The organism is Paenibacillus sp. J22P218, assembly GCF_056269195.1.
Map to the genome: position 1 here is coordinate 465,045 of NZ_JBWDNL010000001.1, position 21,465 is coordinate 486,509.

Annotated in this window: 17 protein-coding genes and 1 other annotated feature; all 17 genes read left to right on the forward strand. The window is 52.7% G+C overall.

The window, feature by feature from the left end:
• Positions 1-4: 4 nt before the first annotated feature.
• The 17 genes from AC0YN0_RS02080 (at position 5) to AC0YN0_RS02160 (ending at position 21,446) form a co-directional block, all read left to right on the forward strand.
• Complete coding sequence (locus tag AC0YN0_RS02080) at positions 5-247, forward strand: hypothetical protein (protein WP_475819787.1); 243 nt, start codon at positions 5-7, stop codon at positions 245-247.
• A gap of 125 nt (positions 248-372) precedes the next feature.
• On the forward strand, positions 373-2,076 hold the full coding sequence (gene lonB / locus AC0YN0_RS02085) for an ATP-dependent protease LonB (RefSeq protein WP_475819788.1): 1,704 nt from the start codon (positions 373-375) through the stop codon (positions 2,074-2,076).
• An 80-nt stretch (positions 2,077-2,156) separates the two neighbouring features.
• A complete protein-coding gene (lon, locus tag AC0YN0_RS02090) occupies positions 2,157-4,520 on the forward strand; it encodes an endopeptidase La (protein WP_475819789.1) in 2,364 nt (787 codons plus the stop codon).
• Positions 4,517-5,104, forward strand: coding sequence for a ribosome biogenesis GTP-binding protein YihA/YsxC (yihA, locus tag AC0YN0_RS02095; RefSeq protein WP_442051023.1), 588 nt, complete (start codon positions 4,517-4,519; stop codon positions 5,102-5,104). The genes lon and yihA overlap by 4 nt, the downstream gene beginning before the upstream one ends.
• Before the next feature lie 236 nt (positions 5,105-5,340).
• Positions 5,341-5,931, forward strand: a complete 591-nt coding sequence (locus AC0YN0_RS02100; RefSeq protein WP_475819790.1) for a non-ribosomal peptide synthetase module — start codon at positions 5,341-5,343, stop codon at positions 5,929-5,931.
• A gap of 166 nt (positions 5,932-6,097) precedes the next feature.
• Positions 6,098-6,784, forward strand: coding sequence for a YjgB family protein (locus AC0YN0_RS02105; protein WP_475819791.1), 687 nt, complete (start codon positions 6,098-6,100; stop codon positions 6,782-6,784).
• Between the two features lie 273 nt (positions 6,785-7,057).
• Positions 7,058-7,456 (forward strand): adenosylmethionine decarboxylase, encoded by a 399-nt coding sequence (speD, locus tag AC0YN0_RS02110; RefSeq protein ID WP_337099557.1) that lies wholly within the window; start codon positions 7,058-7,060, stop codon positions 7,454-7,456.
• Between the two features lie 196 nt (positions 7,457-7,652).
• Positions 7,653-9,035 carry a glutamyl-tRNA reductase gene (hemA, locus tag AC0YN0_RS02115; RefSeq protein WP_442048900.1) on the forward strand — a complete coding sequence of 461 codons (1,383 nt, stop codon included), beginning with the start codon at positions 7,653-7,655 and terminating at the stop codon, positions 9,033-9,035.
• A 45-nt stretch (positions 9,036-9,080) separates the two neighbouring features.
• Positions 9,081-9,893 carry a cytochrome C assembly family protein gene (locus AC0YN0_RS02120; RefSeq protein WP_475819792.1) on the forward strand — a complete coding sequence of 271 codons (813 nt, stop codon included), beginning with the start codon at positions 9,081-9,083 and terminating at the stop codon, positions 9,891-9,893.
• A gap of 34 nt (positions 9,894-9,927) precedes the next feature.
• The gene (locus AC0YN0_RS02125) at positions 9,928-10,626 is read left to right on the forward strand and encodes a precorrin-2 dehydrogenase/sirohydrochlorin ferrochelatase family protein (protein WP_475819793.1); all 699 of its coding nucleotides are present in this window, start codon (positions 9,928-9,930) and stop codon (positions 10,624-10,626) included.
• Positions 10,610-11,575 (forward strand): hydroxymethylbilane synthase, encoded by a 966-nt coding sequence (gene hemC, locus AC0YN0_RS02130; RefSeq protein WP_475819794.1) that lies wholly within the window; start codon positions 10,610-10,612, stop codon positions 11,573-11,575. Before AC0YN0_RS02125 ends, hemC begins: the two co-directional genes overlap by 17 nt.
• Positions 11,576-11,578: 3 nt before the next feature.
• A complete protein-coding gene (gene cobA / locus AC0YN0_RS02135) occupies positions 11,579-13,129 on the forward strand; it encodes a uroporphyrinogen-III C-methyltransferase (RefSeq protein WP_475819795.1) in 1,551 nt (516 codons plus the stop codon).
• A 16-nt stretch (positions 13,130-13,145) separates the two neighbouring features.
• Positions 13,146-14,144, forward strand: a complete 999-nt coding sequence (gene hemB, locus AC0YN0_RS02140) for a porphobilinogen synthase (RefSeq protein WP_475819796.1) — start codon at positions 13,146-13,148, stop codon at positions 14,142-14,144.
• Positions 14,145-14,148: 4 nt separating this feature from the next.
• Positions 14,149-15,450, forward strand: a complete 1,302-nt coding sequence (gene hemL, locus AC0YN0_RS02145) for a glutamate-1-semialdehyde 2,1-aminomutase (protein WP_475819797.1) — start codon at positions 14,149-14,151, stop codon at positions 15,448-15,450.
• A 109-nt stretch (positions 15,451-15,559) separates the two neighbouring features.
• Positions 15,560-16,513: an RluA family pseudouridine synthase gene (locus AC0YN0_RS02150; protein WP_475819798.1), complete on the forward strand. Its 954-nt coding sequence runs from the start codon at positions 15,560-15,562 to the stop codon at positions 16,511-16,513.
• Between the two features lie 189 nt (positions 16,514-16,702).
• Entirely contained in the window at positions 16,703-18,076 is a 1,374-nt protein-coding gene (locus tag AC0YN0_RS02155; RefSeq protein ID WP_475819799.1) for a LysM peptidoglycan-binding domain-containing protein, read from the forward strand.
• A gap of 394 nt (positions 18,077-18,470) precedes the next feature.
• Positions 18,471-18,731, forward strand: a binding site (T-box leader).
• A 54-nt stretch (positions 18,732-18,785) separates the two neighbouring features.
• Positions 18,786-21,446, forward strand: coding sequence for a valine--tRNA ligase (locus AC0YN0_RS02160; RefSeq protein WP_475819800.1), 2,661 nt, complete (start codon positions 18,786-18,788; stop codon positions 21,444-21,446).
• Positions 21,447-21,465 lie beyond the last annotated feature (19 nt).

Here is a 21,465-nt window from a genome sequence, read left to right on the forward strand (position 1 = left end):
GACTATGGAATTAAAAGAGGCAATCGGGGCGGCGCTGCTAATCGTTGTGTTAGGGTTAGGCGTCGCGAAGCTGTTAAAGAAAGGATTGGTGCGCGAATATATCGTGTATGCTTCGGCCGTGCTATGGACGGGCTATCTCCTTGCCTCGCAAAGCTATAATTGGATCGTTGTATCGCCGGTTACGATCATTAGCACAGCTATTAAGCCAGTCGGTTTATGGCTCAAATATACCGGCATACTTACTTGATGCGGCAGGGGAGAAATACTTGAGCCGAAGTTTTACCAAATGCGATTATTCCTATTGCCAAGAGGCAATACTGACATAATACGGATGCCTTCGTGAAACAGGCGGTATGAGAGGAGCGGAAATAAATGAGTTTAAGTGTCGTGTTAATGTTGATTCAAGTGTTTTTTGCCGTCGTTATCGGCTTGTATTTTTGGAATTTGCTGCGTAATCAGAAGACGAACCGCTCTGCGGTCGATCGGGAATCGCGCAAGGAAATGGATAAGCTGCGCAAGCTGCGGTCAGTTTCCCTTACGAAGCCGCTCGCGGAGAAGACGCGCCCGCAGGCCATGCAGGACATTGTCGGTCAGCGCGATGGGCTAAGGGCGCTTAAGGCTGCGCTATGCAGCGCGAACCCGCAGCATGTTATTATCTATGGACCGCCTGGAGTCGGTAAGACGGCTGCCGCGCGTGTCGTATTGGAAGAAGCGAAGAAAAATCCAAGCTCGCCATTCCTTCCGGAGGCGAAGTTCACCGAGATCGATGCGACGACAGCGCGCTTCGACGAGCGGGGTATTGCCGATCCGCTGATCGGATCTGTTCATGATCCGATCTACCAAGGCGCGGGAGCGATGGGGGTAGCGGGTATTCCGCAGCCGAAACCCGGCGCGGTTACGAAAGCCCATGGCGGCATTCTGTTCATTGACGAAATCGGAGAATTGCATCCGATTCAAATGAATAAACTGTTAAAGGTGCTGGAAGACCGCAAAGTATTTCTCGAGAGCGCCTATTACAATTCCGAGGATGCGAACATTCCTGTCTATATTCATGATATATTCCAGAATGGGCTGCCGGCAGACTTCCGTCTCGTAGGCGCAACAACGCGTTCGCCTCAAGAAATTCCGCCGGCTATTCGCTCGCGCTGCATGGAGGTGTTTTTCCGACCGCTGCTGGCCGATGAAATTGCGCAAGTCGCCGAGAATGCAGTGAAGAAGATCGGCTTCGCACCATGCCCGGAAGCGATCGAGGTCGTGAAGCGTTATGCGACAAACGGCCGCGAAGCGGTCAATGTTATACAGCTAGCAGCAGGAGTAGCCTTATCTGAGAAACGGGATAGTATTTCGGCAGGTGATATCGAATGGGTTGTGAACAGCAGCCAAATTCCGCCGCGACCGGATCGCAAGGTCCCTGCGGCGCCGCAGATCGGCTTCGTGAACGGGCTTGCCGTATACGGACCGAATATGGGCACGCTGCTTGAGATCGAAGTTAGCGCCATTCCGGCTGCAGCAGGACGCGGCCAATTCACGATTACAGGTGTCGTGGAGGAAGAAGAGCTAGGAGGCGGCTCCAGAACGCTTCGCCGTAAGAGCATGGCGAAGGGCTCTGTCGAGAATGTGTTGACTGTATTGCGCCGTATCGGGCTTAATCCGCAAGACTTCGACCTGCATATCAACTTCCCTGGCGGAACGCCGATTGACGGCCCGTCAGCAGGTATTGCAATGGCAACGGCGATCACGTCTGCTATCAAAGGCTTGCCAATCGACAATAAGCTGGCGATGACCGGAGAGGTCGGCATACACGGCAATGTGAAGCCGGTAGGCGGCGTGCTGGCGAAGGTCGAGGCTGCTTTTCAAGCAGGCGCTGAGAAGGTTATTATACCGCGCGAGAACTGGCAGGCGATCTTCGCTGATTTGAACGGGCTCAAGGTGATACCTGTTGAGCGCGTCGAAGAAGTATTTGGCATTGTTTTCCCCGAGTCGACTATTGTGGAGAAAACCGTGGATGCGCCGATCGGCACAGAGCTGTTCATCGCGACGGGGGTTCCTTATTTGCAAGCTGAATCAGCCGAATAATAAGGAATTCGCCGGCATTTAGATTTTGTACTTTGCGATGTGGTAATATAGGGTAGACGTATACAATTGGAGGTGCTGGAATGGGACCTAATAAATCGAAAGGTCGTCGTCGGCTGCCCCTGCTTCCGTTACGGGGGCTACTCGTTTATCCCAGCATGGTTCTCCACCTTGATGTGGGCAGGGACAAATCGGTTCGGGCACTAGAGAGGGCAATGGTCGAGGAAAATATGATCTTGCTTTGCTCACAATCCGAAGTAAACATTGAGGAGCCGACGGAGGAAGATATATATAAGGTCGGTACGATCGCGAAAGTAAGGCAAATGATGAAGCTGCCGAACGGGACGATCCGTGTGCTGGTTGAAGGCGTTGTTCGCGCGGAGATACAGGAGTATCTGCCGAACGATGAATTTTACGAAGTGGCGGTGAAAGAGCTGCCGGAGCAGGAAACGGACGATCCTGAGGTCGACGCGCTGATGCGCACGGTGCTTAGCCAGTTCGAGCATTATATCTCGTTGTCGAAGAAGGTAACGCCGGAGACGCATGCGGCCGTGTCCGACATTGACGAACCAGGCAGGCTCGCTGACGTCATCACGAGCCACCTCTCGCTGAAGATTAAGGATAAGCAAGACATCCTAGAGACGATCGGCGCCCGGGAGCGGCTGGAGAAGCTGCTCGACATCTTGAACAACGAGCGCGAGGTGCTGGAGCTGGAGCGCAAGATTAACCAGCGCGTCAAGAAGCAGATGGAGAAGACGCAGAAGGAATATTATTTGCGCGAGCAGATGAAGGCGATCCAGAAGGAGCTTGGCGAGAAGGAAGGCCGCGCCGGCGAGATCGAGGATTTGCGCAGTCAGCTTGCCGAATCCGGCGTGCCCGAGTCTGTGAAGGAGAAGATCGAGAAGGAGATCGATCGGCTCGAGAAGATGCCTGCTTCGTCCGCCGAAGGCGGCGTTATCCGCAATTATATCGATTGGCTGTTGTCGTTGCCTTGGGATAAGCAGACGGATGACGATCTCAGCATTAGCAAAGCAGAGGAAGTGCTGAACGACGATCATTACGGTCTCGAGAAGCCGAAGGAGCGTGTGCTGGAGTACTTAGCCGTACAGCAGCTCGTGAAGAAGCTCAAAGGGCCAATCCTCTGTCTGGTAGGACCTCCGGGTGTCGGCAAGACATCGCTTGCCAGGTCGATTGCGAAGTCGCTCGGACGCAAGTTCGTACGTATCTCACTCGGCGGCGTACGCGACGAGGCTGAGATTCGCGGTCACAGACGGACATACGTCGGCGCGATGCCGGGTCGTATTATCCAAGGGATGAAGACGGCCGGTTCGCTTAATCCGGTATTCCTGCTTGATGAAATCGACAAGATGGCGATGGACTTCCGCGGCGATCCTGCTTCTGCCTTGCTAGAGGTGCTTGATCCTGAGCAGAACAGCAACTTCAGCGACCATTTCATCGAAGTTCCGTTCGATCTGTCTAACGTCATGTTCGTTACGACCGCGAATGCGATGCACAACATTCCGCGTCCATTGCTTGATCGGATGGAGGTACTCTACATTCCGGGCTATACGGAGCTAGAGAAGCTGCAGATCGGTACGCGGTATTTGCTGCCGAAGCAGAAGAAGGAACACGGTCTTACGGAAGAGCAGCTTCTCGTATCTGAAGATACGCTGCTGCAACTTATTCGTGGATATACCCGCGAATCCGGCGTGCGGAACCTGGAGCAGCAGATTGCGTCGATATGCCGCAAAGCAGCGAAGTTCTTCGTCTCGAACGAGGAAGCGGAGATGCTGGAGGTGACAAACGATCAGCTTAAGGAATGGCTTGGACCTTCCAAGTTCCGTTACGGCTTAGCGGAAAGCGAGAATCAGATCGGCGCCGTTACAGGCCTCGCTTGGACGGAGGTTGGCGGGGATACGCTCGTCATCGAGGTGACCGTTATGCCGGGCAGCGGCAAGCTGACGCTGACGGGCAAGCTCGGGGACGTAATGAAGGAATCCGCCCAGGCGGCATTCAGCTTCACGAGGTCGAAGGCGATCGAGCTTGGCATCGATCCAAGCTTCCACGAGAAAAACGACATTCATATTCATATTCCGGAGGGCGCTATTCCTAAGGATGGACCTTCCGCAGGCATCACGATCGCGACAGCGCTGATCTCGGCGTTAACGAATCGGTATGTGAACAAGGAAGTGGCGATGACGGGCGAGATTACGCTCCGCGGCCGCGTGCTTCCGATTGGCGGATTGAAAGAAAAATCGTTGGCGGCGCATCGCGCGGGCATTAAGACCGTGCTGCTGCCAAAAGACAATGAACGGGACTTGCGGGATATTCCCGATAGCGTGCGCAATGATCTGCAATTTATTCCTGTCGCTCATATGGATGAGGTGCTGCAGCATGCGCTGCTTCCAGTTCTAACGGAACAGAAAGCAGGTACAACTATTTCATGAAGATTATGGATGCACAATTTATTATTAGCGCGGTTCAGCCTCACCAGTACCCAGAGGACGCCTTGCCAGAGATTGCTCTGGCAGGGCGTTCCAATGTCGGGAAATCGTCACTCATCAATAAGCTGATTATGCGCAAAAACTTAGCTAGAACGAGCTCGCAGCCGGGCAAGACGCAGCAGCTCAATTATTATCGCGTGAATGATATGGTCTACTTCGTCGACTATCCAGGCTACGGCTATGCGAAGGTGTCCAAAACACAGCGCGAGAAGTTCGGCACGATGATCGAGACCTATATTAGAGACCGCAAGCAGCTAAAGCTGCAGCTGCTCGTCATCGATATTCGCCATGAGCCGTCCAAGGACGATCAACTCATGTACGATTGGCTTAAGCATTATGAAATTCCTACATGCATCGTCTGCACGAAAGCGGACAAGATCCCAAGGTCGAAGTGGGACAAGCATGTGAAGATGGTCAAAACAACGCTTGGCGTCGACCCGCGAGATTCTATCATCTTATTCTCGTCGGAAACAGGGCTTGGCCGCGAGCAGCTCTGGGACGTTATTATGGAGACGATTGCTACTTAAGGTAGCAAGTGCAGCAACTTCTACTCTAAAGCAGAGGATTTAGGGAGAAATGCGGCATTCCTCGTGAATTCCTGCGTTATTTTCAGTTATATGCAAGAATATCGCGTGCGGACGGCAGGAATATATTGACGGGATCACGTATAATATACTTAATCTAACGAACCGACGTGAACGATGAATCGCGCGGAGAGACGCGTCGATCGATTCGGGCAAGTCAAAGAATTGAGGAGATTTTTATGGCTAAGCGGCTAGCCACAGAGTATGTAAATGCCAAACTGCAGTTAACGGCCACGGAGATGGCGGGATTCATTCGATTGTTCGAAGAGCAGCAAATACACCTTCAGGTGCTTGTGCTGGGTGGCGGCAATCAGGAGCTCGTTCTCGAAGACGTAGCAGGGAGGGAAGAGGTCAGGTTGACGTTTGAGCGTCGACAAGACTATTACGTATGTGTTCTTTCTTGCCGACTTGTAGGACCTAGGCTGACAAATGCAATGCGCAAAGCGGTCTCCGCTTTTCGAGGCAGCGCGATCGTCAACCGGATTTATAGTCATTATACGATGATCTATCATTATAGGAATGGTTCCGTCATGAGCATTGTGGAACAAACCGCTGCAGGCGAGCGGGTCGTATTTGAATGTAAGGATACGGCTTTGCAGCTTGAGAACGTATACCGCAGCCGCTTAATCGAGCGAGAGATTGGATTGATTAACGGCGCAGTCAACGAACTTCTTGACCTTCGCAATCAAGCGACGGCAGCCGAGGAGATCGGCAGAATTGACGAGCGCTTGGCGGATATGACCAAGAAGTTGTTTATTTTAGAAGCGTAATGTTTAATAAGGGATAAGCAGGAGGCCGCTTGCGCGGCTTCTTTTTTTTTAACATTCCATGCAACTGTAACCTCATGACCGGTTTGATCGTCTAAGATTTGTCGCAAGTTTTTCAAACGATTTTGATCAGCATCACAGAGATTACACAAAAGGAGCTGGAACAGAGATGAATCCTACGAAAAATTTCAAAAAGTTTGCGGTTGGCATAACCTTTTCCGTCGCATTGGCGCTATCCGCTTGCAGCAATGCTAATAATGGGGAAAACGGCGAGCAGCCGGACCCAATCGTAAGCGAAGCTCCGTCTCCCACTGAGCAGACAAGCCCTAGCCCAGACATCGCTCCGAGCGCAGAGCCTTCAGAAACGCCGAATGGTACGGACGAACAGAACGGCGGCAGCCATACTCCAACCGACGATGAGGAAGCAGCGGTATCAATCGGATCTCTCGTCCAACTGGCCAAGAAGGGCAAAGTGCCGAATTGCCAATACGCGGCACATACGGACCTCTTCGACGATATCGAGAAAAAGTGGGGCAAACCGGACAGCAACAATGCAGCGGGAAAGGGTCTTTATGCGGAGTATAAGGATAAAGGCATTACCTTCGGTTACAACAAAGGCATGGTGGTGTTCGATGTCCGTTCCTATGCAAGCGAGCTGCGCACTATCGCTTTGAAAGATATCGAGAAGGCGCTTGGCAAAGCGGATGAACAAACAAAAAACGGTTCGGACGATATTTACACCTATGAAGTAAACGAGCAGTACCAGCTGAAATTCGTTGTATCTGAAAAGACCGGAAAGGTTGATCATATCTCGGTATTCAGCCCGCAGGACACCAAAAATAATATGGCTGGCTGACAAGCATTTCTGTTTCGCGACAAGCCTGACAGTCATACATTGAAAACGGGGCCGGCGACGATATTTTGGTCGAAAAAAACCTGTTGCATTTCTCCCGGATAGATGTTATTTTTAGATTCGTTGAAAACATTGTTGCAATTGAATAATAGGAACCAGGATTCACTCAGGACATGGTTATGTTGCGAGAGATTAATCCCTCGAGAAGTGAATGACGTAGGTCCTAGCGGATGAAATTTTTCAAACATTTTATTCCTAGGAAGGGGGAACCGAAGGATGGAATATTCAACTTTCGGAAGACACGTTGCTGTTGATACTTGGGGTGTAGATTTTGAACTGCTGAACAGCGCTGAATTTTTGCAAAACCACATGGTGGAGGCTGCCGAAGCTTGTGGTGCTACTGTATTATCGGTGCAAGCGAAACAATTCGATCCTCAAGGCGCAACCGTTCTTGTCATGCTGTCGGAGAGTCATCTCTCGATTCATACGTATCCTGAGAGAGGATTTGCCGCGCTCGACTGCTATACCTGCGGTGATACTGTAGATCCACAACTTGCGATTGATTACATGCTCGCTGTGCTTAAGCCGAAGTCGACTTATGCGAAGAAGCTTGTACGCGGAATGGGCGAATTGCAAGTCGTTGAACAAAAAATGAAACAAATCGAGCTTGTCTAAGAGCTTTGGGCCGATTGTCATATCGAAATAACCATGGATCTAATCCATGGTTATTTCTTTGTATGAAAAGGGAATAATGGATAGGAGTTTTTCAAACATTATTCATAAATGAACATTTTCTGAAAGTCGAACTATGATATAATTAGCGATAACATCAAGGTTATGACGGACAAGAGAAGGAGGCAGGTGATCGCGCATGCACATTATCGCAGTAGGACTCAATTATCGGACGGCTCCAGTTGAAGTGAGAGAAAGATTCGCATTCGCGGAACGGGAATTGCCGGGTGCGCTTAAGCAGCTCATTCAAACGAAGAGCATCATGGAGTGTGTCATTGTAGCAACCTGCAATCGTACGGAAATGTATGCAGTCGTTGACAGGCATCATCTATGCGGTCATTATATTCGCAGCTTTATGGAGAAGTGGTTCAATCTGCCGAGACAGCAGTTCACGAACCATTTATATATGTATGAAGATGACAAAGCGATTGAGCATTTATTACGAGTAACGAGCGGGCTTGATTCGATGATTATTGGCGAAACGCAAATCTTGGGTCAGGTGAGAGACGCGTTTCTGCAAGCGCAGCAGCTCAAGACGACGGGAACGCTGTTCAATCATCTGTTCAAACAAGCGCTAACGATGGCGAAGCGGGCGCATACCGAGACGACGATCGGCGAATCGGCTGTATCCGTCAGCTACGCAGCAGTAGAGCTTGGCAAGCGGATATTTGGACAATTCAACAAAAAGACGGTTATGGTGCTAGGTGCGGGCGAGACAGGCGAGTTGACAGCGAAGCATCTGTACGCGAACGGCGCTGAGAGAGTTATTGTAGTGAATCGGACTTACGAACGTGCTGTGCAGTTGGCGGACAAGTTCAACGGCGTGGCCTACTCGATGGAGGAAGCGGCGCAGCGGCTGCATGAAGCGGATATCGTCATTAGCTCCACCGGTGCTGAGAACTACGTCCTCACCCGCGGGCAGGTTGCTGAAGCGATGAAGCGCAGAAAGTCGAAGCCGCTTTTCATGATCGATATTGCTGTTCCGAGGGATCTTGAACCGTCGATTGCGGCGGTAGACAACGTCTTTCTATATGATATTGACGATTTGGAGGGCATTGTGGAGAGTAATCTGGAGCAGCGCCGCCTTGAAGCAGCCAAGATCGAAACGATGATCGTCGAAGAAATCGGACTGTTCGAGCAATGGTACAAGACGCTGGGCGTCGTGCCGCTCATTCGTGCTCTTCAGACGAAGGCCGCCGATATTCACGAAGAAACGATGAACAGCTTGACGAACAAGCTGCCGGATCTCGATGAGCATCAGTTGAAGGTGATCCGCAAGCTGACGAAAAGCATCGTCAATCAGATGATGCAGGACCCGATCCTGCGCATTAAGGAAATGGCAGGCGAGAAGAAAGCAGACGAAGCGATGGATATGTTCGTCAAGCTGTTCGCGCTTGAGGAACAAATGACAAAAACGCGGCAAACAGAGCTTCAAGCGGCATCGGGGCCTGTGACTGCAACACAAACCAAAAACGTACAAGACCATGCACCTGCCGCGGCGCTGGCACCTGCTATTCAGTAAAGGATGCCCGCGAAATTTAGTTGAGGGCCGCAATGTGGAGGCGCTATGGTTACACAAAATGTACTGTACGACGCGATACTTTATGTTTACGCCCTGAGCCTTCTGTTTTACTTCTCCGACTTCATGAATGCGAGCCGGAAAGCGAAGCGGATAGGTACAGGGCTGCTTATTTTTGTTTGGGTTTTGCAGACTGCTTACGTTACGGTAAGAACCGTATCGCATTTTCAGCTGACGCCCGTATCTACTTTCGAATATTGGCTTTGGTTCTCGTGGCTGCTCGTTACGGTGTCGCTCGTTATAAGCCGCTTTTTCAAAATCGACTTTATCGTATTTTTCGTAAATGTGATCGGATTCGCCGTACTTGCTCTTAATCTGTACAGCAGTACGAACAGCGGTCAGTCGTCCGAGCTGTGGCAGACAACAAGAGAGCTGCTCTATGTTCATATTAGTCTCGTATTATGCGCTTATGCGGTATTTACTTTCGGGGGTCTGTTTGCCGGCATGTATTTGTTTCTTCATAAACGTCTGAAGAGCAAGCAGTGGACCAAAGCAGTTCGCAGGCTGCCCAGCCTGGAAATGATGGAGCGATATATGGATCGCGCTGTTATCGTTGGCGTACCGCTGCTTGCAATGTCGCTTGCGATAGCGGCAGTGTCGTTAATCGTAGAAGGAAGATCCGCGCTGCTGCTGGACTTTAAGGTGCTGACATCTGTTGCGACGCTAGTTTTGTTTATCATTTTCGTCTATCAACGTGCTGCGCAGAAGCGGCCGGGACCGCAGATGGCATGGCTTTATATTGCTTCTTTCCTGATGTTGTTAATTAATTTGCTCTCCAATTACGTTTCAAGGTTTCATTAATGATCATTTCGGTCAATCCTATGGGGGATCAAGCATGAATGGCTATTACCCGGTCGTGCTCCAATTGCGCGGCAAAAAAATCGTCGTTATCGGCGGCGGCGGCGTTGCGGAGCGAAAGGTTATCGGCTTATTGGAGGCCGGGGCAGACGATGTAAGGATCGTCAGTCCGACGGTTACGGAGCGGCTGGCCGGTCTTGCCGAGGAAGGCAAGCTGCGAATTGAGCTTAGAGGGTACAAAGAGAGCGATGCAAGCGGAGCGTGGCTATTATTCGCGGCGTCAGGAAATAAGGAAGTTAATGCTGCTGTTGCAGCTGACGGCAAGCGTTATGGCGCGCTAGTGAATGCAGCGGATTCTTACGACGAAGGCGACTTTCTCGCTCCTTCTGTCATACGCCGGGGCGAGCTGTTGCTGTCTGTGACGACAGCGGGCGCAAGCCCGTCGCTAGCGGCAGCGATAAAGAAGGAGCTGGAAACGCAATACGGGGAAAGTTACGTAGAAGCAGTGGATCGTCTGCGGCGTTTGCGAACAATTGTCATGAACAGTGAGATAGATCGAGTAGCTAAACAGGCTATACTTAAGCTAGCGGCGGAAGAGGCGGCTGAGGCGGCGAAGAGCGGTGCTTCAGTCGCGGATAGCGGGGAAGAAGTTGAAGGCAGCGGCAATGAATGGCTGAACAGCCTGCTGCGTCGCATCGGAATAACGGGAGGCATACATAATGATGGAAACAGCTAATGCACATCGAGTGATCGTTGTAGGAACGAGACAGAGCGCGCTTGCGCTTACGCAGACAGGACAAGTGATCGATCAATTGCAGCAGCTCAGCGACGAGCAAGGCTTCTCTTATACGTTCGAGGTAAAGAAGATCGTGACGAAGGGCGACCGGATTCTCGATGTTACGTTGTCCAAGGTAGGCGGCAAAGGGTTGTTCGTTAAAGAAATCGAGCAAGCGCTCATCGATGGCGATATCGACTTGGCGGTACATAGCATGAAGGACATGCCCTATGAATTGCCGGAAGGTTTAATGAACGGAGCGATTCCGCTGCGCGTTGATCCGCGGGACTGCTTGGTCATGAAGGATGGACTGAAAAGCCTGTCTGACTTGCCGATTGGAGCGCGTGTCGGAACGAGCAGCTTGCGCCGCTCTTGCCAGCTCAAGAACGCTAGACCGGACCTCAAGCTCGAGTCGATCAGAGGCAATATCGATTCCCGTATCCGTAAGCTTGCGACGGAAGGTTTCGATGCGGTTGTGTTGGCGACGGCTGGGTTGACAAGAATGGGCTGGCAGGACCGCATTTCGGCAGCCGTACCGGTTGATGTCTGCATCCCTGCGGTAGGCCAAGGAGCGCTCGGCATCGAATGCCGGAGCGATGATGCACAGATCAGAGAGTTGCTTGCACTGTTGAACGATAGAGAAAGCGAGCTCGCCGTCCGCGCAGAGCGCAGTTTCCTTGGCGCGCTGAACGGCGGCTGCCAAGTGCCGATCGGCGCTTATGCCGTATTGGTGGATGACGCTGGAAGCGAGCCGCTATTGGAGCTGACCGGCATGGTTGGTTCGCCAGACGGAGAGACCTTGCTTAAGGAGCAGTTAAGGGGGACGAATCCCGAACAGCTTGGACGGGATGTGGCGGCAGCGCTTATCGCGCGCGGCGCTGATCGTATTTTAGCGGAAATTGGGGGATGACCGGTGAATAAGGGGAAAGTTTATTTGGTCGGAGCCGGTCCCGGCGATCCGAAGCTCATTACCGTTCGCGGGCGCGAATGTCTTGAGCTGTGCGATGTCGTCGTGTATGATCGGCTTGCCAGCCCTCGGCTGCTGCGTCATGTGAAGCCGGGCACGGAGAAAATTTATGTAGGCAAGCTGCCTGACCGTCACACGATGAAGCAAGAGGAAATCAATCAATTGCTCGTCGATTTGGCGCTTCAAGGCAAGACCGTTACGCGCCTTAAGGGCGGCGACCCGACGATATTCGGCCGCGTGGGAGAAGAGGCCGAATTGCTGTACGATAACGGCGTCGAGTTCGAGATCGTGCCAGGCATTACGTCGGCGATTGCCGTACCAGCGTATGCGGGCATACCGGTAACGCATCGCGATCTTGCTTCGTCGCTGTCGATCATAACGGGCCATGAGAGTCCGGATAAGCTCGACCGGTCGATTCATTGGGACAAAGTGACGAATGCGACAGGAACGCTTATCTTCCTGATGGGCGTTGCGAAGATCGGATATATCGCCGATCAGCTGATCAAGCATGGCAAGCCGCCGCAAACGCCGGTTGCGCTTGTCCGCTGGGGTACGAGAGTGGAGCAGCAGACGATCGTCGGTACGCTCGAGACGATCGAAGCCATCGTCCGCGAGGCGAACTTCCAGCCGCCGGCGGTCATCGTTGTGGGCGAGGTTGTGCTGCAGCGGGAGAAGCTGAGATGGTATGAGAACAAGCCGTTATTCGGCATGCGAATACTGGTTACCCGAGCACGGGCGCAAGCAAGCGAGCTCGCCGACCAGATCGAGAGCTTAGGCGGCGAGCCTTGCGAGTTTCCGGTTATCGAGACGCAAGAGCCTTCGAATGCAGAAGCGATAGATTTGCTAAAAACGCATCTAGAGCAAGCGGAGAGCTATAGCTGGGTCATGTTCACGAGCGTGAACGGCGTCGATTATTTCTTCCGCTGGCTGCAGCGGTTCGGCATCGATATTCGGCGGTTCCACGGCGCTCGTCTTGCAGCTGTCGGTCCAAAGACGGCCGAGGCGCTGCGTATGCGCGGTTTGACGTTCGAAGAACTCCCTGTTCAATTCCATGCTGAGGGACTGTTGGAGCAGCTCGATCCGCACTTGAAAGCCGGAGAAAGAGTATTGCTGCCGCGCGGCGATCTGGCGCGCGAAGTGCTGCCAAGAGAGCTTCAGGCTAAGGGGCTAGAAGCAGTGGAGCTGGATGTCTACGAGACCGTGCTGGCGGATACGCAGGACGAGCTGGCACTTACGTGGCTTCGCGAGAAACGGATTCATATGATTACGTTCACCAGCTCGTCTACGGTGACGAATCTGCTTGAATTGCTTAGACGCAGAGGCATTGAGGATCCGGCTGAACATCTCGCAGGCATACCGATCGCGAGTATCGGTCCGATCACATCGAAGACGGTAATAGATGCTGGACTTTCCGTAACGGTTGAGCCTGAACATTCGACCATAGACAGTTTAATAGACGCTATAGCCGCCTACCGCGCGGCCAAAGCGAACGTGTAGAGGAGGAATTATTCAGATGAGCTTTCCTATAGTGAGAAATCGCAGATTGCGCCGCACAGCCGGCCTTCGCAGCCTGGTGCGCGAGACGGTGCTAAGCGCTAATGACTTTATATATCCGCTTTTTGTAACGTATGGCGTGAACGTAAAGGAAGAGATTCCTTCGATGCCGGGCGTATACCATTTCTCGATGGATCGCCTTGAGGAAGAAATTCGCGACGTTGTCGCAAGCGGCGTTCAGTCGGTGCTTATGTTCGGTGTTCCTGAGCATAAGGATGCTGTCGGCACATCGGCTTACGACGCTAACGGCATTATGCAGCAAGCGATCCGTGCGATTAAGGGATGGGCGCCTGAGCTTGTCGTTATTGCCGATACATGCTTATGCGGCTTTACCGATCACGGCCATTGCGGCGTCGTTCATGTCGACGAGCATTCCTGCGAGGCTACCGTAGATAACGATGCGTCACTCGAGCTGCTTGTGCGTACGGCAATATCCCAAGCCGAAGCGGGAGCCGATATTATCGCGCCTTCGAATATGATGGACGGCTTCGTCCATGCGATTCGCGGCGGGCTTGATGAAGCGGGCTACAGCGATATCCCGATTCTGTCTTACTCCGTGAAGTATGCATCTGCGTTCTATGGTCCATTCCGTGACGCGGCACATTCCGCGCCGCAATTCGGAGATCGCAAGACGTATCAGATGGACCCGGCTAACGTACGCGAAGCGCTGCGCGAAGCGGAATCGGATGTAGCGGAAGGCGCGGATATGCTCATGGTGAAGCCGGCACTGGCTTACTTGGATGTCGTGCGCTTGCTGAAAGAAAACTATGATTTGCCGGTTGTCGCTTATAACGTAAGTGCTGAATACTCGATGGTGAAGGCAGCGGCAGCGAACGGCTGGATTAACGAAAAGGCGATTGTGCTGGAGACGCTCACGGGTATGAAGCGCGCAGGCGCCGATATTATCATTACGTACCATGCAAAAGACGCTGCGCGCTGGCTGAAAGGGGAGGCTTAACAAGATGAGCAACCAATCTCGTATCGCTAACAACTCGCGTTCCGTAGAAGCATTCGCAAGGGCGAAGAAGGTAATCCCCGGCGGCGTGAACAGTCCGGTGCGCGCCTTCAAGTCGGTAGATCTTAATCCCGTCTACATGGATCGCGGCGAAGGCAGCCGCGTCTACGATATTGACGGCAACAGCTATATTGATTACGTCGGTTCATGGGGTCCGCTTATTATGGGTCACGCGCATCCGGAAGTGATTGAAGCGATCAAGCGTACGGCTGAGAAAGGCACGAGCTTCGGAGCTCCGACCGAGCTGGAGACGCTCATGGCCGAGCTTGTCGTAGAGCGTGTGCCATCGGTGGATATCGTCCGTATGGTCAACTCGGGAACGGAAGCGACGATGAGCGCCCTGCGTCTCGCGCGCGGTTATACGAAACGCAGCAAAATACTGAAGTTCGAAGGCTCTTACCACGGCCACGCCGACAGCTTGCTGATCAAAGCGGGTTCTGGGGTAGCAACGCTTGGTCTGCCGGACAGTCCGGGTGTCCCGGAGCATGTCGCTTCGCATACCATTACCGTCCCGTACAACGATCTGGAATCTGTGAAGCTGGCGTTCGAGAAGTTCGGCGAGGAGATCGCTTGCGTTATCGTGGAGCCGATCGCCGGCAATATGGGCGTTGTACCGCCGCTGCCGGGCTTCCTGCAAGGACTGCGCGATGTGACGGAGAAATACGGCACTATTCTTATTTTCGACGAAGTAATGACCGGCTTCCGTGTCGGCTACAACTGTGCGCAAGGACTGTACGGCGTAACGCCGGATCTGACTTGCTTCGGCAAAGTGATCGGCGGCGGCTTGCCGGTCGGCGCATATGGCGGCAAGCGCGAGCTCATGGAGCAGATCGCGCCAAGCGGCCCGATCTACCAAGCAGGTACGCTATCGGGCAATCCCCTGGCTATGGCTGCTGGCTATACGACGCTTAAGCTGCTAACGCCAGAAGTGTATGAGCAATTGGAACGCCAAGCCGTGAAGCTGCAGCTCGGCTTCGAAGCCAACGCCAGTAAGCACGGTATTGCGAATACGATTAACCGTGTTGGCTCGATGGTTTGTCCATTCTTCACGGACAACTTCGTCATTAACTTCGAGACGGCAAAGACGTCTGATATTACTCGCTTCAAGGCTTACTTCGCAGCTATGCTTGACCTTGGCGTCAATATTGCACCATCGCAATTCGAAGGTATGTTCGTATCGGCTGCCCATTCGGATGAAGACATTGCTGCGACGATTGCTGCGCATGATATCGCATTCAGCAGATTGTAGCATATGAGATATAACTAGCTCGCCACACACCCTCTTAATTGCATTGCATAGCAGCAGGCATTAGGAGGGTTTGTTGTGGGACGAGATGAACATAGGGGGCGGCAATGAAATGGAACAAGCAGTTCGTAATGGAGAATGGCTCGAGCTAGACTGGTCGGCGCTTGCTGATGCCGGCAAGGGAGCAGGGGAGCTTGCGCAGCCAGCAGCCGGAAGCCATCCGCATGAAGTGAGGAAATGGCTGCTGGCTCGAGGACTCTTTTCGGAAAAATGGGTGAATCGGCTGTTCTCGGTCGGCGGCATTAAGTGGGAAGGCGAAAAGCTGCGTTTGCTTACGTTCCCGGCTGTTGATCCGAAGACGCATCCTTTCTATCGCCAGGCGATATCGGGACCGACGATCGATATTCCACCCGTGCTATACGAGGACGACTTCTGCGTCGTGTTCCATAAGCCGGCAGGGATGAAGGTTCATGAGACGTATGCGGGGGAGCGGGGAACGCTGGATGAAGCTGCCGCAAGGCATGCGCTGAAAGCGAAGGATCCATTGCCGCTGCGCCATATTCATAGGCTTGATGATTACACGTCCGGACCGGTCCTCTATGCGAAGTGCGACCTGGCTCAGTGGAATCTCGATGAAGCGATGCGGGACAAGGCGATTGACAGGCAATATATTGCGGTCGTTCAAGGCAAGCTTGCGAAGCGGGCTGGAACGATTGACGAGCCTATCGGCAAGGATCGTCATCATAGAGCTAGGCGCATGGTAACGCCATCGGGCGAGCATGCCGTTTCTCACTATGAGAGAGTGGAGGCGTATGCGAAAGCTTCGATTGTCCGCGTTCGGCTCGAGACGGGAAGGACGCATCAAATTCGTGTTCATATGAGCTATATAGGTCACCCGGTCGTTGGCGATGAGCTGTATGGCGGAAACACGCGATTGTTAACCCACCAAGCGCTGCACGGTGAGCGGCTGCTATTCCCTCATCCATGGACTGGGGAGACGATCGAGGTCGTTGCACCATGGCCGTCTTGGCTGGAAAAGCTCGTATCATCCGTCAGCGGCATGTAAATAAAAGTCATGCTCTAGCCTATCCAACCATATAGATAAGTAGTGAATGTAACTTTAAATATAAGTGAGGATAAGCTTTGTTCCCATCCTCATCTTATATGGCTTGCGTAACGGTCTTCTTGCCGTCCTGCGGAAGGCGGCAGCCGTTAACGCTTCCGAGCATTCAGTACGAGAAGGGAGGACTTAGGCGTGTCGGAACAAACGAGTGGGTTACGCTTTGATGTGTATGAGCGCGTTCATCTGCCGGACGACGTTGCGGCTATCGATGAGTTGGAGGAAATCGAGCTGGTTCCACGCATCCAAGTGATCGATCAGGGGGATCATGCGGTATTGAAGGGTCAGCTGCTTCTAAGCGGCGTATATCGGGGGCAAAATGCGGAAGAAGCGCCGCTTGTGCTGGAGCACTGGATTCCGGTTGAAATTACGCTGCCGATGAACCGCATTTCACGGCTGGACGATATCTCCATCGATATCGACAACTTTGATGTGGATTTGCTGTCAGCCAGAACGTTGAACGTTACTGGCGTCTTGTCGTTGCGCGGCATCTCCGTCGATCCTGTGGAAGAGCCTGAGGAGGCTTGGAGAGAAGAGCCGATTACGGTCGTTCATGAACGGAGTTTCTATGGTTCGCAGCAGCTCGGTGAGGAACAGGAACAGGAACAGGAGCCTATACCGGACAATTCGTTCCAACAAGAGGCGCCGGCGTACATAGCAGAGGACGAGTCCTTCTATGCGTCAGGGGGGGGCTTCGAGCAGCGAATCGCCGAAGCACAAGCACAAGCGCAGGAACGGGAGAATGAGATTGAGATTGAGCGTGAGCGTGAGGCAACCGTGTCGATTTCCTCATCTCCTAATGATTCAGGCTGGTCGTCTTCACATCTATTCGCGGTGAACGGCAGACAGCCTCAGGAGGAACAGCGGGAGATTACGCTTGCCTCTCAGCAGAGTAGCGATGACGGGTGGCTCGCCTCTTCATCTCAATATGTGGACGAACCAAGCGAGATCACCGAGCAGGATCGGAATGAAGAGCTGGAGCAGGCAGAGGAGCAAGCCGAGGAAGAGGCTGCTTTCGCCGAAGCGTATGCGCTGCTGGCGCTTGAAGAGCAAGCTCAGCGCGAGCTCGAGGCGGAGCTGGAAGCTCAGCAAGCTGTACAGCAAGTCGTGCAGCAGCCTGAGAAGCAAGAGCCGCGCGTCGCGCTCTCAAGCAAACCTCCGGAGGAGCAGGCTGAACAGCCGCCTAATGTCGGCATTATGACGCTGCTCCAGACGAGCCGCCGCGAGCAAGCTGCGCGTCAGGCAGCCGAGCAAGAGATCGCCACTCAACAAGCAGCTGAGGATGCGCGTGCGCTGTCGTCCGGCGACGAGATTGAGTGGAAGAACTTATTCCTCGGCCGCAATGCAGAGGAGAATGAATTCCGCAAGATCCGGTTATGCATCGTTCAGCGCGATGAAACGCTTGATGCGATTGCGCTTCGCTACAGCATTAATCCTCGAGAAATATTAATTCGCAATAATCTTAATGAATCGGCCGTGTCGGAAGGGCAACTGCTTTATATTCCGTGAAACAGCTATTCCTTAATCAATAAAAATGGGTCCTTTCACTCGTTCATTCGTGAACAGTGAGGGACCTTTTTCGTGAAACGCGCTATACGAGCGTAATCGATCTTCGTATCTTCGCTGTAAGAGCCTATATGCACTTTCAGAGGCGGTCCCACACCGAGCTTCTCACTGTAAGATCAAATATGCTCTTACACGAGGCGCACGAGCGTAATCGAACTTCCTAATCGTGCTGTAAGAGCCTATGTTCACTTACAGGGGCGATCCCAAACCGAGCTTCTCTCTGTAAGATCAAATATGCTCTTACACGAGGTGAGATTTATGTCAATAAGATGGGTTTTTCACCCCTTAAAGTTGACTCTAGCGCATAACAACGGTATTATGTATACATATAAGTGTCATAATGACGTTGAAGGGGAATAGTACGCAGTGAAGCCTTCAGAGAGCGGAACCGTTACGCTGAGAGGTTCTGCAGGAAGTGACTGCTACGGGTCGCCCCGGAGTTGCCTGGATCAAGCGGAGAGTTTTTGCGAAACAATGCATCTCTCGCCCGCCTAAGTCAGGCCGGCTGCAGCCGTTATCTGTTCGAGTGTCGCGCGAATCATCTTTTTTTGCGTGAAACAAAGGTGGTACCACGGAAGCTAAACCTTTCGTCCTTTATTATGAGGGCGAGAGGTTTTTTTGTATTTATATCGATGTATGGAGGATGGAATCAATGTCAGAAAATCAAACAACGACTACGTCTACGGAAATGCCGACGACTTACGATCCGAAGGCAGCCGAGCAGAAATGGTATGACTATTGGCAGCAGGGCAAGTTTTTCGAAGCGGGCAAGCGTCCTGACGCGAAGCCTTATACGATTGTTATTCCGCCGCCGAACGTAACCGGCATGCTGCATATCGGGCACGCGCTCGACTTTACTTTGCAGGACATCTTGATTCGCACGAAGAGAATGCAAGGCTATGATGCGCTTTGGCTGCCGGGAACAGACCATGCCGGCATTGCGACGCAGACTCGCGTTGAGAGCAAGTTGCGCGAACAGGGCATTAGCCGCTACGATCTCGGACGCGAAGCATTCCTGGAGAAGGTATGGGAGTGGAAGGATCAATACGCGAACACGATTCGTGATCAATGGGGCAAGATGGGTCTCTCGCTTGACTACTCCAGAGAGCGTTTCACGCTTGATGAAGGTCTCTCCAAGGCGGTTCGCGAAGTATTCGTCCGTCTGTACGAGAAAGGTCTCATCTACCGAGGCAAAAAAATTATCAACTGGGACCCTGCGGCACGAACGGCTCTCTCCGATATCGAAGTAGAATACAAAGAAGTGAACGGCAACCTGTACCATCTCCAATATCCGCTTAAGGACGGCTCCGGCTTCATAACGGTCGCAACGACTCGTCCGGAGACGATGCTTGGCGATACGGCTGTAGCGGTTCATCCAGAGGACGATCGCTACAAGCATCTTATCGGCCAAATGCTCATTCTGCCGATCGTGGGTCGAGAGATTCCAATTATTGCGGACGAATATGTGGAGAAGGACTTCGGCTCCGGCGCGGTTAAGATTACGCCTGCTCATGACCCGAACGACTTCGAGGTCGGCCAGCGTCATAACCTGCCGCAAATTATTGTCATGGACGAAACGGGCACAATGAACGATCAAGCTGGTCCTTATGAAGGTCTGGATCGTACGGATTGCCGCAAGAAACTCGTGAAGGATTTGCAGGAGCAGGGCATCTGTATCCGCATCGAGGAGCATGTGCATCAAGTTGGCCACAGCGAGCGCAGCGGCGCCGTTGTTGAGCCGTATTTGTCGACGCAATGGTTCGTTGCAATGAAACCTCTTGCCGAAGCGGCAATTGCGGCCCAAAAATCGGGTAAGGGCACGAACTTTATTCCTGAGCGGTTCGAAAAGATCTATATGAACTGGATCGAAAATGTTCGTGACTGGTGTATTTCCCGCCAATTGTGGTGGGGACACCGCATTCCGGCATGGTACAACGATGCTACCGGCGAGATTACCGTATCGCGCGACGACGTTCAAAATACGGAAGGCGCAACGTTCACCCAGGATAACGACGTATTGGACACTTGGTTCAGCTCTGCTTTGTGGCCGTTCTCGACGCTTGGCTGGCCGGAGGAGACGGAAGAATTCAAGCGCTACTACCCAACAGACGTGCTCGTTACGGGCTACGACATCATTTACTTCTGGGTAGCGCGAATGATCTTCACGGCGCTTGAATTCACAGACGAAATTCCGTTCAAGGACGTGTTGATCCACGGTCTTGTCCGTGACGAGAACGGGCAGAAGATGTCCAAGTCGCTCGGCAACGGCGTTGATCCGCTCGATGTTATCGAGAAGTACGGCGCGGACGCTATGCGTTACATGCTCTCAACGAGCAGTACGCCAGGTCAAGACTTGCGTTACCGCAATGAGCGTGTCGAGCAGGCGCGCAACTTTGCCAACAAAATATGGAACGCATCTCGCTTCGCGCTTATGAACCTGGAAGGGTTCACCGCAGCGGATATCGATATAACGGTTAATCTCGGCACGTCGGACCGTTGGATCCTGCATCGCCTGAACGAAACGGTGCGCGATGTTACCCGCCTGATCGACAGCTACGAGTTCGGCGAGACGGGACGTTTGCTCAATAACTTCATCTGGGATGATCTTTGCGACTGGTATATCGAGTTTGCCAAGCTCAGCCTATATTCAACAGACGAAGCGGCTAAAAAAGCGACGCAGTCCGTCCTTGCTTATGTGCTTGACCGCACGCAGCGCTTGATTCATCCGTTCATGCCGTTCATCAGCGAGGAAATTTGGCAGCACTTGCCGCATGTCGGCGAGACGATCACGCTTGCGGAATGGCCGGTATACGATGCGGCGCTTGAAGCGCCTGAAGCAGTGAAAGAGATGGAGCTGCTGATGGGCCTCATCCGCTCCGTGCGTAATATTCGCGCAGAAGTGAATGTGCCAATGAGCAAGAAGGTCGAGCTTCTCATCAAGCCTTCGAGCGAAGCGGAAGCGGCGATTCTCGCACGCAATGAAGAGTTCATCAAACGGTTCTGCGGCACATCGATGCTGGAGACCGGAACTCACATCAGCGCTCCGGACAAAGCGATGTCAGCAGTCATTACGGGAGCGGAGCTATACTTGCCGTTGGCAGGCTTGATTGACATCGAGCAGGAAATCGCCCGTCTTGAGAAGGAACGTCAGAATTTGACGGCCGAAGTTGAGCGTGTGGAGAAGAAGCTGGGCAATGAAGGCTTCGTAGCGAAAGCGCCGGCTAAAGTCATCGAAGAGGAAAAAGCGAAGATGGCCGATTATGCGGAGAAACGCGAGAAGGTAGCGGCACGTATTGCGGAATTGCGCGGCTGAGATTAAGGGAAGAAGGATC

Coding starts and splice junctions, on each gene's coding strand:
- AC0YN0_RS02100 (WP_475819790.1), top strand. CDS start 5,341: ATGGCTAAGCGGCTAGCCACAGAGTATGTAAATGCCAAACTGCAGTTA.
- hemB (WP_475819796.1), top strand. CDS start 13,146: ATGAGCTTTCCTATAGTGAGAAATCGCAGATTGCGCCGCACAGCCGGC.
- AC0YN0_RS02120 (WP_475819792.1), top strand. CDS start 9,081: ATGGTTACACAAAATGTACTGTACGACGCGATACTTTATGTTTACGCC.
- speD (WP_337099557.1), top strand. CDS start 7,058: ATGGAATATTCAACTTTCGGAAGACACGTTGCTGTTGATACTTGGGGT.
- yihA (WP_442051023.1), top strand. CDS start 4,517: ATGAAGATTATGGATGCACAATTTATTATTAGCGCGGTTCAGCCTCAC.
- AC0YN0_RS02150 (WP_475819798.1), top strand. CDS start 15,560: ATGGAACAAGCAGTTCGTAATGGAGAATGGCTCGAGCTAGACTGGTCG.
- hemC (WP_475819794.1), top strand. CDS start 10,610: ATGATGGAAACAGCTAATGCACATCGAGTGATCGTTGTAGGAACGAGA.
- AC0YN0_RS02125 (WP_475819793.1), top strand. CDS start 9,928: ATGAATGGCTATTACCCGGTCGTGCTCCAATTGCGCGGCAAAAAAATC.
- hemA (WP_442048900.1), top strand. CDS start 7,653: ATGCACATTATCGCAGTAGGACTCAATTATCGGACGGCTCCAGTTGAA.
- lon (WP_475819789.1), top strand. CDS start 2,157: ATGGGACCTAATAAATCGAAAGGTCGTCGTCGGCTGCCCCTGCTTCCG.
- lonB (WP_475819788.1), top strand. CDS start 373: ATGAGTTTAAGTGTCGTGTTAATGTTGATTCAAGTGTTTTTTGCCGTC.
- hemL (WP_475819797.1), top strand. CDS start 14,149: ATGAGCAACCAATCTCGTATCGCTAACAACTCGCGTTCCGTAGAAGCA.
- AC0YN0_RS02080 (WP_475819787.1), top strand. CDS start 5: ATGGAATTAAAAGAGGCAATCGGGGCGGCGCTGCTAATCGTTGTGTTA.
- AC0YN0_RS02160 (WP_475819800.1), top strand. CDS start 18,786: ATGTCAGAAAATCAAACAACGACTACGTCTACGGAAATGCCGACGACT.
- AC0YN0_RS02105 (WP_475819791.1), top strand. CDS start 6,098: ATGAATCCTACGAAAAATTTCAAAAAGTTTGCGGTTGGCATAACCTTT.